Source organism: Streptomyces sp. NPDC001544, assembly GCF_042894285.1.
Taxonomy (GTDB): Bacteria; Actinomycetota; Actinomycetes; order Streptomycetales; family Streptomycetaceae; genus Streptomyces.
The window spans coordinates 212275-226256 of the sequence record NZ_JBIAVN010000010.1; the positions used below are offsets into that span (position 1 = coordinate 212275).

Sequence of the window (13982 nt, forward strand, 5' to 3'; positions counted from 1 at the left end):
GTGCGGGGCCCGTCCTTTCTTTGCGCGGTCTTCCGCGTGGCTGTCAGTGGCCTGGACTACGGTGCAGGCACACAACTCGCATAGGGGTGGGACGAGATGAAGAGCACGACCGTGCGCCGGGTGACCCTTTCCATAGCGGTGGTGACCGCCTTGACCGGGCTGGCCGCCTGCGGCACCGAGAAGACCGGCAAGGCGGGCGGCGAGAGCCTCGCGCACGTCAGCCCCGTCGCCGCCCTGCGCTCGGCCGAGAAGTCCACCGGCAAGGCCCTGTCCGCCAAGGTGCGTTCCACCACGACCATCGGCAACGCGATGTCCATGAACATGGACGGGCGCTTCGCGTGGGGCGCCGGCATGCGGGGCGACGTCACCATCACGTACACCGGCGGCAAGCTGGCCGACGCCATGCGCCAGATGGGCACGGCGTCGACGGAGGCCCGCTATCTGCCGGACGCCTGCTACACGAAGATGAGCGGGAAGCTCACCCAGCAGATGGGCGGCAAGCACTGGCTCCGCTACGGCTACGACGACCTCGCCAAGTTCGGCGGTGGCTCGGGCTCGTACATGAAGGACCAGATGCAGAACGCCACGCCGAACCAGACGGTGAAGATGACCCTGGCCTCCGGCGACGTGAAGAAGGTCGGCGAGGAGAAGGTGTCCGGCGTGCAGACCGCGCACTACTCGGGCACGGTGAGTGTCGCCGACCTCGCCGGCAAGAACAGCAACCTCGGCGCCGGCCAGCTCGCCGACCTGAAGAAGCAGCTCAAGCAGGCGGGCATCACCACGGAGACCGTCGACCTCTGGATCAACGACCAGGACCTCCCGGTGAAGAGCGTCACCAAGGCGGACATGGCGACCGGTCTGATGAGCAGCACGGTGTACTACACCGACTACGGCGTGAAGGTCTCCGTCCAGCAGCCCCCGGCCAGTGACACCAGGGACTTCAAGGATCTGATGAAGTCCCTCGGCGCTTCCGGCAGTGGCAACGTCGCCACCGGGTCCGCCACGAGCTCTTCCTGATGCGGCAGCGTGAGCGGATTTGCACGACCGCGATCCGCTCACGTACTCTCCTACAGAAGCCAAAGACCGCTGGTCGTTGCCGCGCGCTTGAATGAGGGTGCGGTGGCCGAAGGATCCGCTGAAAATGCGGGCGACCCGCGCAGGTGACTGTGGAAGAGCTCCCGGAGCAAGCGCGACCAGCGCATGTGACCGGTCGAGCCCGCCCCGTGCGCCTGCGCCGGGGCGTTTCGTTTTCCCCAGTCCTCCTTCGGGTCCGCGCGGTCAGAATCACCCGGAAGGAGGCCGAGGCTCTATGGCGAGGCCCGACAAGGCTGCCGCGGTTGCCGAGCTGACGGACAAGTTCCGCAGCTCCAACGCCGCCGTGCTGACCGAGTACCGCGGTCTCACCGTGGCGCAGCTCAAGACGCTGCGCCGGTCGCTCGGTGAGAACGCCCAGTACGCCGTGGTGAAGAACACGCTGACCAAGATTGCGGCCAACGAGGCCGGGATCACGCTGGACGACCAGCTCTTCGCTGGTCCGACGGCTGTCGCCTTCGTCACCGGTGACCCGGTGGAGTCGGCGAAGGGTCTCCGTGACTTCGCCAAGGACAACCCGAATCTCGTCATCAAGGGCGGTGTCCTTGACGGCAAGGCGATGTCCGCCGACGAGATCAAGAAGCTTGCGGACCTCGAGTCCCGCGAGGTTCTGCTCTCCAAGCTGGCGGGTGCCTTCAAGGGCAAGCAGTCCCAGACTGCGCAGCTCTTCCAGGCGCTTCCCTCGAAGCTCGTCCGCACCGTGGACGCTCTTCGCGCCAAGCAGGACGAGCAGGGCGGTGCCGAGTAATTCGGCTCGCTTTCTGACCCCGGCCGCCTGAGGCGGCAGAGGTCACAGCGGGCCAACGTACGCCCGCCACTCATGTACATCCGGCACCAGCCGAATTAGTGGAAGGATCGCCCATCATGGCGAAGCTCAGCCAGGAAGACCTGCTCGCGCAGTTCGAGGAGATGACCCTCATCGAGCTCTCCGAGTTCGTGAAGGCGTTCGAGGAGAAGTTCGACGTCACCGCCGCCGCCGCGGTCGCCGTCGCCGGTCCGGCCGGCCCGGCCGCCCCGGCCGAGCAGGCCGAGGAGAAGGACGAGTTCGACGTCATCCTCACCGGTGCCGGCGACAAGAAGATCCAGGTCATCAAGGTCGTGCGTGAGCTGACCTCCCTGGGTCTGAAGGAGGCCAAGGACCTCGTGGACGGCGCCCCGAAGCCCGTTCTCGAGAAGGTCGCCAAGGACGCCGCCGAGAAGGCCGCCGAGTCCCTCAAGGGCGCCGGCGCCTCCGTCGAGGTCAAGTAAGACCATTCGGGTCGACCACGACCTGAGCGACGGCCGAAACAGTCCCCTGGGGCTGTAACGGTCACGCACCGAGGAGCGATCATCCATCCGGGTGGTCGCTCTTCGGCGTTCCGGGGGTCCGGCCACGGTTGCCTTGCGCCTGTGACGGCGAGGGGTAAGGTGATCTTCGTCGTGGCCCCGGGGCCTCCGCTTCGGGCGCAGGGGGGCCTTGACGAACCGCACGCAGCGCGCAATTCTCAGGACGCGTCGTCACAACGATCCGAATCCGAGGCATGGATCGACGACGAAGAGGGCAGTATCAACGTGCGTTGAGGGCAGGATGCCAAGGGCGTTGACAAGAGCGGTGAGCACAGCGAGGGTCGCGAAAAACCCGCACTGGACATCAGTGTGCCAAGTGGCTACACTGACCCTTTGCGCTGCCTGTTAGCTGTCCCCTGCCCGTCACCAGGGGTCTGCCCTCACTCGTACATCGTCGACGAACGTTCCCCGACCTGGGACTTTTGTCGCTATGTATGAGAGAGGGGCCGGTACGCGCGTAGTGAGTCCGAGCCCTCGGAAGGACCCCCTCTTGGCCGCCTCGCGCAACGCCTCGACCGCGAATACGAACAACGGCGCCAGCACCGCCCCGCTGCGCATTTCCTTTGCAAAGATCAAGGAGCCTCTCGAGGTTCCGAACCTGCTCGCGCTGCAGACCGAGAGCTTTGACTGGCTGCTCGGCAACACCGCCTGGCAGAGTCGGGTCGAGGAGGCTCTGGAGAACGGTCAGGACGTCCCCACCAAGTCCGGCCTCGAGGAGATCTTCGAGGAGATCTCCCCGATCGAGGACTTCTCCGGGTCGATGTCGCTGACGTTCCGCGACCACCGCTTCGAGCCGCCCAAGAACTCGATCGACGAGTGCAAGGAGCGCGACTTCACGTACGCCGCGCCCCTCTTCGTGACGGCCGAGTTCACCAATAACGAGACCGGCGAGATCAAGTCCCAGACCGTCTTCATGGGCGACTTCCCGCTCATGACGAACAAGGGCACCTTCGTCATCAACGGCACCGAGCGTGTCGTGGTGTCGCAGCTGGTCCGTTCGCCGGGTGTCTACTTCGACTCCAGCATCGACAAGACGTCCGACAAGGACATCTTCTCCGCCAAGATCATCCCGTCCCGGGGTGCCTGGCTGGAGATGGAGATCGACAAGCGCGACATGGTCGGTGTCCGTATCGACCGCAAGCGCAAGCAGTCCGTCACCGTCCTGCTCAAGGCGCTCGGCTGGACGACCGAGCAGATCCTCGAGGAGTTCGGCGAGTACGAGTCCATGCGCGCCACCCTGGAGAAGGACCACACCCAGGGCCAGGACGACGCGCTGCTCGACATCTACCGCAAGCTGCGCCCGGGCGAGCCCCCCACGCGCGAGGCCGCGCAGACGCTGCTCGAGAACCTCTACTTCAACCCCAAGCGCTACGACCTCGCCAAGGTCGGCCGCTACAAGGTCAACAAGAAGCTGGGTGCGGACGCTCCGCTCGACGCGGGCATCCTGACCGTCGAGGACGTCATCTCGACGATCAAGTACCTGGTGAAGCTGCACGCCGGCGAGACCGAGACCACCGGTGACTCCGGCGAGACGATCGTCGTCGAGACCGACGACATCGACCACTTCGGCAACCGTCGTCTGCGCAGTGTCGGCGAGCTCATCCAGAACCAGGTCCGTACGGGTCTGGCGCGTATGGAGCGCGTCGTGCGCGAGCGCATGACGACCCAGGACGTCGAGGCGATCACGCCGCAGACCCTGATCAACATCCGGCCGGTCGTCGCCTCCATCAAGGAGTTCTTCGGCACCAGCCAGCTGTCCCAGTTCATGGACCAGAACAACCCGCTGTCCGGGCTGACGCACAAGCGTCGTCTGTCCGCGCTCGGCCCGGGTGGTCTCTCCCGTGAGCGGGCCGGCTTCGAGGTCCGTGACGTGCACCCCTCGCACTACGGCCGCATGTGCCCGATCGAGACGCCCGAAGGCCCGAACATCGGTCTGATCGGCTCGCTCGCCTCGTACGGCCGGGTCAACGCGTTCGGTTTCGTCGAGACCCCGTACCGCAAGGTCGTCGACGGCCAGGTCACCGACGAGGTGGACTACCTGACCGCCGACGAGGAGGACCGCTTCGTCATCGCGCAGGCCAACGCCACGCTGGGCGACGACCTGCGCTTCGCCGAGGCCCGTGTGCTCGTCCGCCGCCGTGGCGGCGAGGTCGACTACGTCGGCCCCGAGGACGTGGACTACATGGACGTCTCGCCGCGCCAGATGGTGTCGGTCGCGACCGCCATGATCCCCTTCCTCGAGCACGACGACGCCAACCGTGCCCTCATGGGCGCGAACATGATGCGTCAGGCCGTTCCGCTCATCAAGTCCGAGGCCCCGCTCGTCGGCACCGGCATGGAGTACCGCTCCGCCGTCGACGCCGGTGACGTGGTCAAGGCCGAGAAGGCGGGTGTGGTCCAGGAGGTCTCCGCGGACTACATCACCACCGCCAACGACGACGGCACGTACATCACGTACCGCCTGGCCAAGTTCGCCCGCTCCAACCAGGGCACCTCGGTCAACCAGAAGGTCGTCGTCGCCGAGGGCGACCGGATCATCGAGGGCCAGGTCCTCGCCGACGGTCCGGCCACCCAGAACGGTGAGATGGCGCTCGGCAAGAACCTGCTCGTGGCGTTCATGCCGTGGGAGGGTCACAACTACGAGGACGCGATCATCCTGTCGCAGCGCCTCGTGCAGGACGACGTCCTCTCCTCGATCCACATCGAGGAGCACGAGGTCGACGCCCGTGACACCAAGCTCGGCCCCGAGGAGATCACCCGGGACATCCCGAACGTCTCCGAGGAGGTCCTCGCCGACCTCGACGAGCGCGGCATCATCCGCATCGGCGCCGAGGTCATCGCCGGCGACATCCTCGTCGGCAAGGTCACGCCCAAGGGTGAGACCGAGCTGACGCCGGAGGAGCGCCTGCTGCGCGCGATCTTCGGTGAGAAGGCCCGTGAGGTCCGTGACACCTCGCTGAAGGTCCCGCACGGTGAGACCGGCAAGGTCATCGGCGTGCGCGTCTTCGACCGCGAGGAGGGCGACGAGCTTCCCCCCGGTGTGAACCAGCTGGTGCGCGTCTACGTCGCGCAGAAGCGCAAGATCACCGACGGTGACAAGCTCGCCGGCCGTCACGGCAACAAGGGTGTCATCTCGAAGATCCTGCCCATCGAGGACATGCCGTTCCTCGAGGACGGGACCCCGGTCGACATCATCCTCAACCCGCTGGGTGTGCCGTCCCGAATGAACCCGGGACAGGTCCTGGAGATCCACCTCGGCTGGCTCGCCAGCCGCGGCTGGGACGTCTCCGGTCTCGCGGACGAGTGGGCCCAGCGCCTGCAGGCCATCGGCGCCGACCAGGTCGCCCCGGGCACGAACGTCGCGACCCCCGTCTTCGACGGTGCGCGTGAGGACGAGCTCGCGGGTCTGCTGCAGCACACCATCCCGAACCGCGACGGCGAGCGCATGGTGCTCCCGTCCGGCAAGGCGCGGCTGTTCGACGGCCGCAGCGGTGAGCCGTTCCCGGACCCGATCTCGGTCGGCTACATGTACATCCTGAAGCTGCACCACCTGGTCGACGACAAGCTGCACGCCCGTTCGACCGGTCCCTACTCGATGATCACCCAGCAGCCGCTGGGTGGTAAGGCCCAGTTCGGTGGCCAGCGCTTCGGCGAGATGGAGGTGTGGGCCCTCGAGGCCTACGGCGCCGCCTACGCCCTCCAGGAGCTGCTGACCATCAAGTCCGACGACGTCACCGGCCGCGTGAAGGTCTACGAGGCCATCGTCAAGGGCGAGAACATCCCCGAGCCCGGCATCCCCGAGTCCTTCAAGGTGCTCATCAAGGAGATGCAGTCGCTCTGCCTGAACGTGGAGGTGCTGTCCAGCGACGGTATGTCCATCGAGATGCGTGACACCGACGAGGATGTCTTCCGCGCTGCGGAGGAGCTCGGCATCGACCTGTCCCGGCGCGAGCCGAGCAGCGTCGAAGAGGTCTGACGGGAGTCCGGTAGGGGCCTCGCCACCGTGTGAGGCCCCCGCCGACCCCCAGGCCCCCGTTTCAGACCACAGACTTACGACCCTGAGAGGGATTGACGCATAGTGCTCGACGTCAACTTCTTCGACGAGCTCCGGATCGGCCTGGCCACCGCTGACGACATCCGTCAGTGGAGCCACGGCGAGGTGAAGAAGCCCGAGACCATCAACTACCGCACCCTCAAGCCCGAGAAGGACGGACTCTTCTGCGAGAAGATCTTCGGTCCGACCCGGGACTGGGAGTGCTACTGCGGCAAGTACAAGCGCGTCCGTTTCAAGGGCATCATCTGCGAGCGCTGCGGCGTCGAGGTCACCCGCGCCAAGGTGCGTCGTGAGCGGATGGGCCACATCGAGCTGGCCGCGCCCGTCACGCACATCTGGTACTTCAAGGGTGTCCCGAGCCGGCTGGGCTACCTGCTCGACCTGGCTCCCAAGGACCTCGAGAAGGTCATCTACTTCGCGGCGTACATGATCACGTACGTCGACGAGGAGCGCCGCACCCGCGACCTGCCCTCCCTGGAGGCGCACGTCTCCGTCGAGCGCCAGCAGATCGAGAACCGCCGCGACGCCGACCTCGAGGCCCGCGCCAAGAAGCTCGAGTCCGACCTGGCCGAGCTGGAGGCCGAGGGCGCCAAGGCCGACGTGCGCCGCAAGGTGCGCGAGGGCGCCGAGCGCGAGATGAAGCAGCTGCGCGACCGCGCGCAGCGCGAGATCGACCGCCTCGACGAGGTGTGGACCCGGTTCAAGAACCTCAAGGTCCAGGACCTCGAGGGCGACGAGCTGCTCTACCGCGAGCTGCGTGACCGCTTCGGCACGTACTTCGACGGTTCGATGGGTGCCGCGGCGCTGCAGAAGCGCCTGGAGTCCTTCGACCTCGACGAGGAGGCCGAGCGTCTCCGCGAGATCATCCGCACCGGCAAGGGCCAGAAGAAGACCCGTGCGCTGAAGCGGCTGAAGGTCGTGTCCGCGTTCCTGCAGACCTCCAACAGCCCCAAGGGCATGGTCCTCGACTGCGTCCCGGTCATCCCGCCGGACCTGCGTCCGATGGTGCAGCTGGACGGTGGCCGCTTCGCGACCTCCGACCTGAACGACCTGTACCGCCGTGTGATCAACCGCAACAACCGTCTGAAGCGGCTCCTGGACCTCGGTGCCCCGGAGATCATCGTCAACAACGAGAAGCGCATGCTTCAGGAGGCTGTTGACGCCCTCTTCGACAACGGTCGTCGCGGCCGTCCGGTGACCGGTCCCGGTAACCGCCCGCTGAAGTCCCTCAGCGACATGCTGAAGGGTAAGCAGGGCCGCTTCCGTCAGAACCTGCTCGGTAAGCGTGTGGACTACTCCGCGCGTTCCGTGATCGTCGTCGGTCCGCAGCTCAAGCTGCACCAGTGCGGTCTGCCGAAGGCGATGGCGCTGGAGCTGTTCAAGCCGTTCGTGATGAAGCGCCTGGTCGACCTGAACCACGCGCAGAACATCAAGTCGGCGAAGCGCATGGTGGAGCGCGGCCGCACGGTCGTGTACGACGTCCTCGAAGAGGTCATCGCCGAGCACCCGGTGCTGCTGAACCGTGCTCCCACCCTGCACCGCCTCGGCATCCAGGCCTTCGAGCCGCAGCTGGTCGAGGGCAAGGCCATCCAGATCCACCCGCTCGTCTGCACCGCGTTCAACGCGGACTTCGACGGTGACCAGATGGCCGTGCACCTGCCGCTGTCCGCGGAGGCGCAGGCCGAGGCCCGCATCCTGATGCTGTCCTCGAACAACATCCTCAAGCCGGCCGACGGCCGTCCGGTGACGATGCCGACCCAGGACATGGTCCTCGGTCTGTTCTTCCTCACCACCGACGGCGAGCTGCGTGACACCAAGGGCGAGGGCCGGGCGTTCGGCTCCACGGCCGAGGCGATCATGGCGTTCGACGCCGGCGAGCTCGCGCTGCAGTCGCCGATCGACATCCGCTTCCCGGTGGGTACCATCCCGCCGCGCGGCTGGACCCCGCCGGAGCGCGAGGAGGGCGAGCCCGAGTGGCAGCAGGGTGACTCGTTCCGCCTGCGCACCACTCTGGGCCGCGCGCTCTTCAACGAGCTGCTGCCCGAGGACTACCCGTTCGTCGACTACTCGGTGGGCAAGAAGCAGCTCTCCGAGATCGTCAACGACCTCGCCGAGCGCTACCCCAAGGTCATCGTGGCGGCGACGCTCGACAACCTGAAGGCGGCCGGCTTCTACTGGGCGACCCGTTCCGGTGTCACCGTGGCCATCTCCGACGTCGTCGTTCCCGAGGCGAAGAAGGAGATCGTCCGCGGGTACGAGGCGCAGGACGAGAAGGTCCAGAAGCAGTACGAGCGCGGTCTCATCACCAAGGAAGAGCGCACTCAGGAGCTCATCGCGATCTGGACCAAGGCGACCAACGAGGTCGCCGAGGCGATGAACGAGAACTTCCCCAAGACGAACCCCATCTTCATGATGGTTGACTCGGGTGCCCGAGGAAACATGATGCAGATGCGGCAGATCGCCGGTATGCGTGGTCTGGTGTCGAACGCGAAGAACGAGACCATCCCGCGTCCGATCAAGGCGTCCTTCCGTGAGGGCCTCTCCGTGCTGGAGTACTTCATCTCCACGCACGGTGCCCGTAAGGGTCTGGCGGACACCGCCCTGCGTACCGCCGACTCGGGTTACCTGACCCGTCGTCTGGTGGACGTCTCGCAGGACGTCATCATCCGCGAGGAGGACTGCGGTACCGAGCGCGGCCTGAAGCTGAAGATCGCCCACCGTGGCGCCGACGGTGTGCTGCGCAAGGCGGACGACGTCGAGACCAGCGTCTACGCCCGCATGCTCGCCGAGGAAGTCGTCATCGACGGCAAGGTGATCGCGCCGGCCAACGTGGACCTCGGCGACGTGCTGATCGACCAGCTCGTGCACCACGGTGTCGAGGAGGTCAAGACCCGCTCGATCCTGACGTGCGAGTCCCAGGTCGGCACCTGCGCCATGTGCTACGGCCGCTCGCTCGCCACCGGCAAGCTGGTCGACATCGGTGAGGCGGTCGGCATCATCGCCGCCCAGTCCATCGGTGAGCCCGGTACCCAGCTGACGATGCGTACCTTCCACACCGGTGGTGTGGCCGGTGACGACATCACCCAGGGTCTGCCGCGTGTCGTCGAGCTCTTCGAGGCCCGTACCCCGAAGGGTGTCGCCCCGATCTCCGAGGCCCAGGGCCGCGTGCGGATCGAGGAGACCGAGAAGACCAAGAAGATCGTCATCACGCCGGACGACGGCAGCGACGAGACGGCCTACCCGATCTCGAAGCGTGCCCGGCTCCTGGTCAGCGAGGGCGAGCACGTCGAGGTGGGCCAGAAGCTCACCGTGGGTGCCACCAACCCGCACGACGTGCTGCGCATCCTGGGTCAGCGTGCCGTCCAGGTCCACCTGGTCGGCGAGGTCCAGAAGGTCTACAACTCGCAGGGTGTGTCGATCCACGACAAGCACATCGAGATCATCATCCGGCAGATGCTGCGCCGTGTGACGATCATCGAGTCCGGCGACGCCGAGCTGCTGCCCGGCGAGCTGGTCGAGCGCTCGAAGTTCGAGACCGAGAACCGTCGTGTGGTCCAGGAGGGCGGTCACCCGGCCTCCGGTCGTCCGCAGCTCATGGGTATCACCAAGGCCTCGCTGGCGACCGAGTCCTGGCTGTCGGCGGCGTCCTTCCAGGAGACGACCAGGGTCCTCACGGACGCGGCGATCAACGCCAAGTCCGACTCCCTGATCGGCCTCAAGGAGAACGTCATCATCGGTAAGCTCATCCCGGCCGGTACGGGTCTGTCCCGCTACCGCAACATCCGGGTCGAGCCGACCGAGGAGGCCAAGGCCGCGATGTACTCGGCCGTGGGCTACGACGACATCGACTACTCGCCGTTCGGCACCGGCTCCGGCCAGGCCGTTCCGCTGGAGGACTACGACTACGGTCCGTACAACCAGTAAGCGAGCGATCGCATGAAGGGCGGTCATCCCGTTACGGGGTGACCGCCCTTCGGCGTGTGTGCGGGTCAGGTGCCGGGGGTGTCAGCCGTACTGCTGGAGGTACGGCTGCAGGTGGTGCAGCCGGGTGTGGTGGTCCGGGTGCGAGGACAGCAGCTTGGCCAGGGAGCTCTCCTCGACGGGGACACCCCCGTTCTGTGCGGCCAGCGCGGCCTTCTCCTGCTCCTCCGCCTGGTGGAGCTTGTGCAGTACGCCGACCAGCATGGGCGCGAAACCGAGGGCGGCCGCGTGCTCGTCGGCGCGCAGCTCGGAGCGCCGGCCGACGGCGGCGAGCGCGTACGGCACACCGAGGATCAGCAGCGGCAGACCGTACAGCGTGCTGACGGTCGCCACGGCGAGACCGCCGACGAGCATCACGACGAAGGCGACGCCGAGGCAGCCGAAGGCCTTGGAGACGTGGAAGGCGACGGTGGAGACGGCCTTCAGCACGCGCCAGGCGATGCGCCCGGGCAGCGCGTACCAGTAGCCGAGCAGACCGGACCAGGCGTGGCCGCCGACGTGGTGGCCCAGTTCGTGGGCCAGGACGGCGGCGAGTTCGCCGTTGGGCAGGTTGTTCATGGCGAACCGGGTGACACCGACGATGTGGCCGGCCGCCGCGACCGCGTTCAGGGCGTCGCTGTCCTCGACCCAGAGTTCGTAGGTGCGTCCCTCGATGCCGGCCCGCGCCGTGACTTCCCGCCAGACCGGTTCGAGTTTGGCTCGTTCTTGTGGAGTGGGGTAGCGCAAACGGAGCAGATGGCGCGCGAGGGCGCTTTCCGTCGGGCGGTGGAAGACGAGTGCGCCGCTGGCGAGCCAGAGCAGGATCACGACGAACGCGAGGTCGCCGAAGAAGAGGGAGATCAGGCCGACTACGAAGAGGCTGCACAGGAAGTTCGGCAGGTAGAGCAGCAGGGCACCGATCGCTGTCGCGTCCGTGCGGCGCTGGTGGGCCGAGATGTGGACGCGGCGGGCGTCGGTGCTGATGTGGTGGGGATGGGCGGTGTCGTCGGCCGCCGTCGGGGCGGACGACGGCGGGGCGCCCGGTGGGGCCGCGGGGGGCGTTAGGGGGTACTGCGGGGGCTGCGGGGGCTGCGGGTACTGCGGCGGTATGGGCGCCGAGGACGCCGGGTACTGGGGCGCCGCCTGGGGGTACTGCGGGCCGGCCTGCTGCGGGTACTGCGGTGCGGACTGCGGGTACTGCGGTGCGGACTGCGGGTACTGCGGTGTGGTCTGCTGCGGGTACGGGGGCGCTGACTGCGGGTACTGGGGCGGTTGCCGGTGTCCCGGGTACTCCGGTGGTGAGGGCGGCTGGGTCATGGTCGTTCCTTCGGTTCGTGCTTCTCGAGCGGTGTGCGTCGTGCTTCGGGGAGGGGCCGGTGGGGCGGGGACGGGGGCGGTCAGCCGATCAGCAGGGAGGCGGGCAGCAGGACCGTGCCGGTGCAGAAGGCGATCAGCCCGGTGCGGATCCACTGGTGCTTGCGGGCGGCGATGCGGCTCATCTCGGCGAGGGCGGCCGTCAGCCCCGTCGTCGGGTCGCGGTGGGTGTCCGCGAGCGCGGCCTCCAGCCGGCCCATCCGGACGGCCTGGCGGATGTCGCCGAAGTAGGACAGGGGACGGCCCGGTGCCCATGTCCCGGAGCCGAAGCGGGGCAGGACGGCCAGCAGCAGGGCGAAGAGCGACAGGCCGAGCGCCACGGTGCCCGCCCACCACAGCGCCGTGGCGGTCCAGGACAGGTCGGACGGTGTCCAGTCGCGCCCGGCGAGCAGGCCGCTGAACACGCCCGCGGTCATCCCGAGCGCCGCGACCAGCACGGACGCCTTGCTGTCGGCCCGGGCGACCTCGTTGCGCAGCTCCGAGAGGAGCCGCTCGCACACGGGGACCAGGTCGGCGGGGGCGGGGCTGGTCATGAGCTGTCGTCCTCCGAGGCCTGGTCGGGCTGGGTAGGAGCGCTCCCGTATCCGGGCGGTGGCTGCCACGCCGGGGACTCGGACGGGGGCTGGGGCGGGGCCGCGGGGACAGGCGGGGGCACGGGTGCCGGGCCGGCCACGGGCGGTTGCGGGCCCGGCGCCGGGACGGCCGTCGGCGCAACCGGTGGTGCGGCCGGCGGCGCGACGGGTGGTGCGGCCGGTGAGGGCGGAGGAAAGGCGGCCGTGGCAGGCGGAGCTGCCGGGAACGGAGGCGGCGGGGTGAAGGCACCCGGGCCGGGCGCTCCGTACGGCCCCGGGACGGGCGGCATGGCGGACGTGCCGTACGGCCCCGGGACGGGCGGCATGGCGGACGTGCCGGACGGCCCCGGGACGGGCGGCACGGTGGGTGTTGCGGACGGGCCCGGGAAGCCGCCCGCGCCGGGCGTCCCCTGCTGCCCCTCCCCGGGGGACTCGGGGTAGGCCGGGCCGTCACCCGCCGCCAGCGGCGGAGGCGTCTGCGGCACACCGGGCAGCCGCTGGTTGAGGATGTCGTTGACCGTGCGCAGGGCCAGTTGCTTGGGACCCTCCAGCTCCCAGTTCTCCGCCGCGTCCCCGTTCAGCAGCTGCTTCACCAGCTCCATCTGGTCCTGGATCATGCGGAGTTGGTCCTGCCGCATGCTGTTCATCACGAGGTGGGAGTCCTCCGGGTGCTGGGCGAGGTGCAGCGCCCAGGCGTGCACGCCGCCCTGCTGGAGGTGGTACTGGTAGAAGTTGATCTTCTCCGCCTCCACGCGCTGGAGTTCCAGCTGTTGCTGACTCGCCAGCAGCGCCTGCTGGTGCTGCCAGTGCTGCTGCTGGAGCAGGTAGGCCTGCTGCTGCTGGCCGTACGCCATGGCCCGTTCGATCTGCAGCGCGTCCTGCTGGCGGCCCCGGCGGTCGATCGCGACGTCGATGCCCATGCCCTGCTCCGCCGCGAGGATCTGCTCGGCGGCGGAGTGCTGGATGGCCTGCTTGCGCATCTCGTGGTCGAGGTTGGCCTGGTCCCGGCGCACCCGCAGCGTCCAGGTGACCTGGAGGCCGGCGGTGGCGCCGAGCGGACCCAGCAGTTTCATCCGCTCCAGCAGCTCCGCCTCCGCCGCCGCACTGTCGGTCACGGCGAACCGGCGCGTCACCGGCCGGGCCGCCTCCTGGAGCTCACCGAGCAGCAGCTTCGGCACGTCCCGGTACCCGGTGGCCACGAACCGGGCCGGGTCCAGCACCTGCCAGGACAGGTCGACCTCCGCCGTGAACTCGAGCGCGTCGTTGTCACTGGGCAGCAGCAGGTCGGACGTGTACGGGTGCACGCCCATGTCGACCTCGTAGACGGACGTGTAGTGGTTGGCCACGATCTCCGCGCGCGTGGGCCGCTCGGGCGGCAGGTACGGCCTGTACTCGCCGCGGGCGGTGGAGAAGACCAGGGCGTTGTCGATACGGACGTACGACTTGAGGTTGAAGTCGAAGCGGGACAGCTGGCGCACGGTCAGGACCGGGTCGATCAGTTGCGAGTGCCGGTCGGCCTGTTGCTGCCACTCGGGCTGGCGGAAGGTGGGCATGTGCGGATCTCTCCTGTGCGGCCCCGCGGACGGGCGGGAGGTGTGGTGGGC

8 protein-coding genes are annotated in these 13982 nt (G+C 68.0%); 5 read left to right on the top strand and 3 right to left on the bottom strand.

Annotated elements, in window-relative coordinates:
• Positions 1–96: 96 nt before the first annotated feature.
• The 5 genes from ACFY0F_RS25225 (at position 97) to ACFY0F_RS25245 (ending at position 10396) form a co-directional block, all read left to right on the top strand.
• Entirely contained in the window at positions 97–1017 is a 921-nt protein-coding gene (locus ACFY0F_RS25225) for a hypothetical protein (protein WP_388798462.1), read from the top strand.
• A gap of 292 nt (positions 1018–1309) precedes the next feature.
• Positions 1310–1840 carry a 50S ribosomal protein L10 gene (gene rplJ, locus ACFY0F_RS25230; RefSeq protein ID WP_388798465.1) on the top strand — a complete coding sequence of 177 codons (531 nt, stop codon included), beginning with the start codon at positions 1310–1312 and terminating at the stop codon, positions 1838–1840.
• Positions 1841–1956: 116 nt separating this feature from the next.
• Positions 1957–2340 carry a 50S ribosomal protein L7/L12 gene (gene rplL, locus ACFY0F_RS25235; protein ID WP_358656822.1) on the top strand — a complete coding sequence of 128 codons (384 nt, stop codon included), beginning with the start codon at positions 1957–1959 and terminating at the stop codon, positions 2338–2340.
• A 568-nt stretch (positions 2341–2908) separates the two neighbouring features.
• Positions 2909–6394 (top strand): DNA-directed RNA polymerase subunit beta, encoded by a 3486-nt coding sequence (gene rpoB, locus ACFY0F_RS25240; RefSeq protein ID WP_388798468.1) that lies wholly within the window; start codon positions 2909–2911, stop codon positions 6392–6394.
• Positions 6395–6496: 102 nt separating this feature from the next.
• Positions 6497–10396 carry a DNA-directed RNA polymerase subunit beta' gene (locus ACFY0F_RS25245; RefSeq protein WP_388798470.1) on the top strand — a complete coding sequence of 1300 codons (3900 nt, stop codon included), beginning with the start codon at positions 6497–6499 and terminating at the stop codon, positions 10394–10396.
• An 81-nt stretch (positions 10397–10477) separates the two neighbouring features.
• Here the strand turns inward: ACFY0F_RS25245 and ACFY0F_RS25250 are convergent, their stop codons facing one another.
• From ACFY0F_RS25250 to ACFY0F_RS25260, 3 genes are all read right to left on the bottom strand, one after another.
• Positions 10478–11749: a M48 family metalloprotease gene (locus ACFY0F_RS25250; RefSeq protein ID WP_388798473.1), complete on the bottom strand. Its 1272-nt coding sequence runs from the start codon at positions 11747–11749 to the stop codon at positions 10478–10480.
• A gap of 80 nt (positions 11750–11829) precedes the next feature.
• Entirely contained in the window at positions 11830–12339 is a 510-nt protein-coding gene (locus ACFY0F_RS25255) for a Pycsar system effector family protein (RefSeq protein WP_388798476.1), read from the bottom strand.
• Positions 12336–13931 carry a hypothetical protein gene (locus tag ACFY0F_RS25260; RefSeq protein ID WP_388798479.1) on the bottom strand — a complete coding sequence of 532 codons (1596 nt, stop codon included), beginning with the start codon at positions 13929–13931 and terminating at the stop codon, positions 12336–12338. Before ACFY0F_RS25260 ends, ACFY0F_RS25255 begins: the two co-directional genes overlap by 4 nt.
• Positions 13932–13982: the final 51 nt, after the last annotated feature.

Coding starts and splice junctions, on each gene's coding strand:
- ACFY0F_RS25225 (WP_388798462.1), top strand. CDS start 97: ATGAAGAGCACGACCGTGCGCCGGGTGACCCTTTCCATAGCGGTGGTG.
- rplJ (WP_388798465.1), top strand. CDS start 1,310: ATGGCGAGGCCCGACAAGGCTGCCGCGGTTGCCGAGCTGACGGACAAG.
- rplL (WP_358656822.1), top strand. CDS start 1,957: ATGGCGAAGCTCAGCCAGGAAGACCTGCTCGCGCAGTTCGAGGAGATG.
- ACFY0F_RS25250 (WP_388798473.1), bottom strand. CDS start 11,749: ATGACCCAGCCGCCCTCACCACCGGAGTACCCGGGACACCGGCAACCG.
- ACFY0F_RS25255 (WP_388798476.1), bottom strand. CDS start 12,339: ATGACCAGCCCCGCCCCCGCCGACCTGGTCCCCGTGTGCGAGCGGCTC.
- ACFY0F_RS25260 (WP_388798479.1), bottom strand. CDS start 13,931: ATGCCCACCTTCCGCCAGCCCGAGTGGCAGCAACAGGCCGACCGGCAC.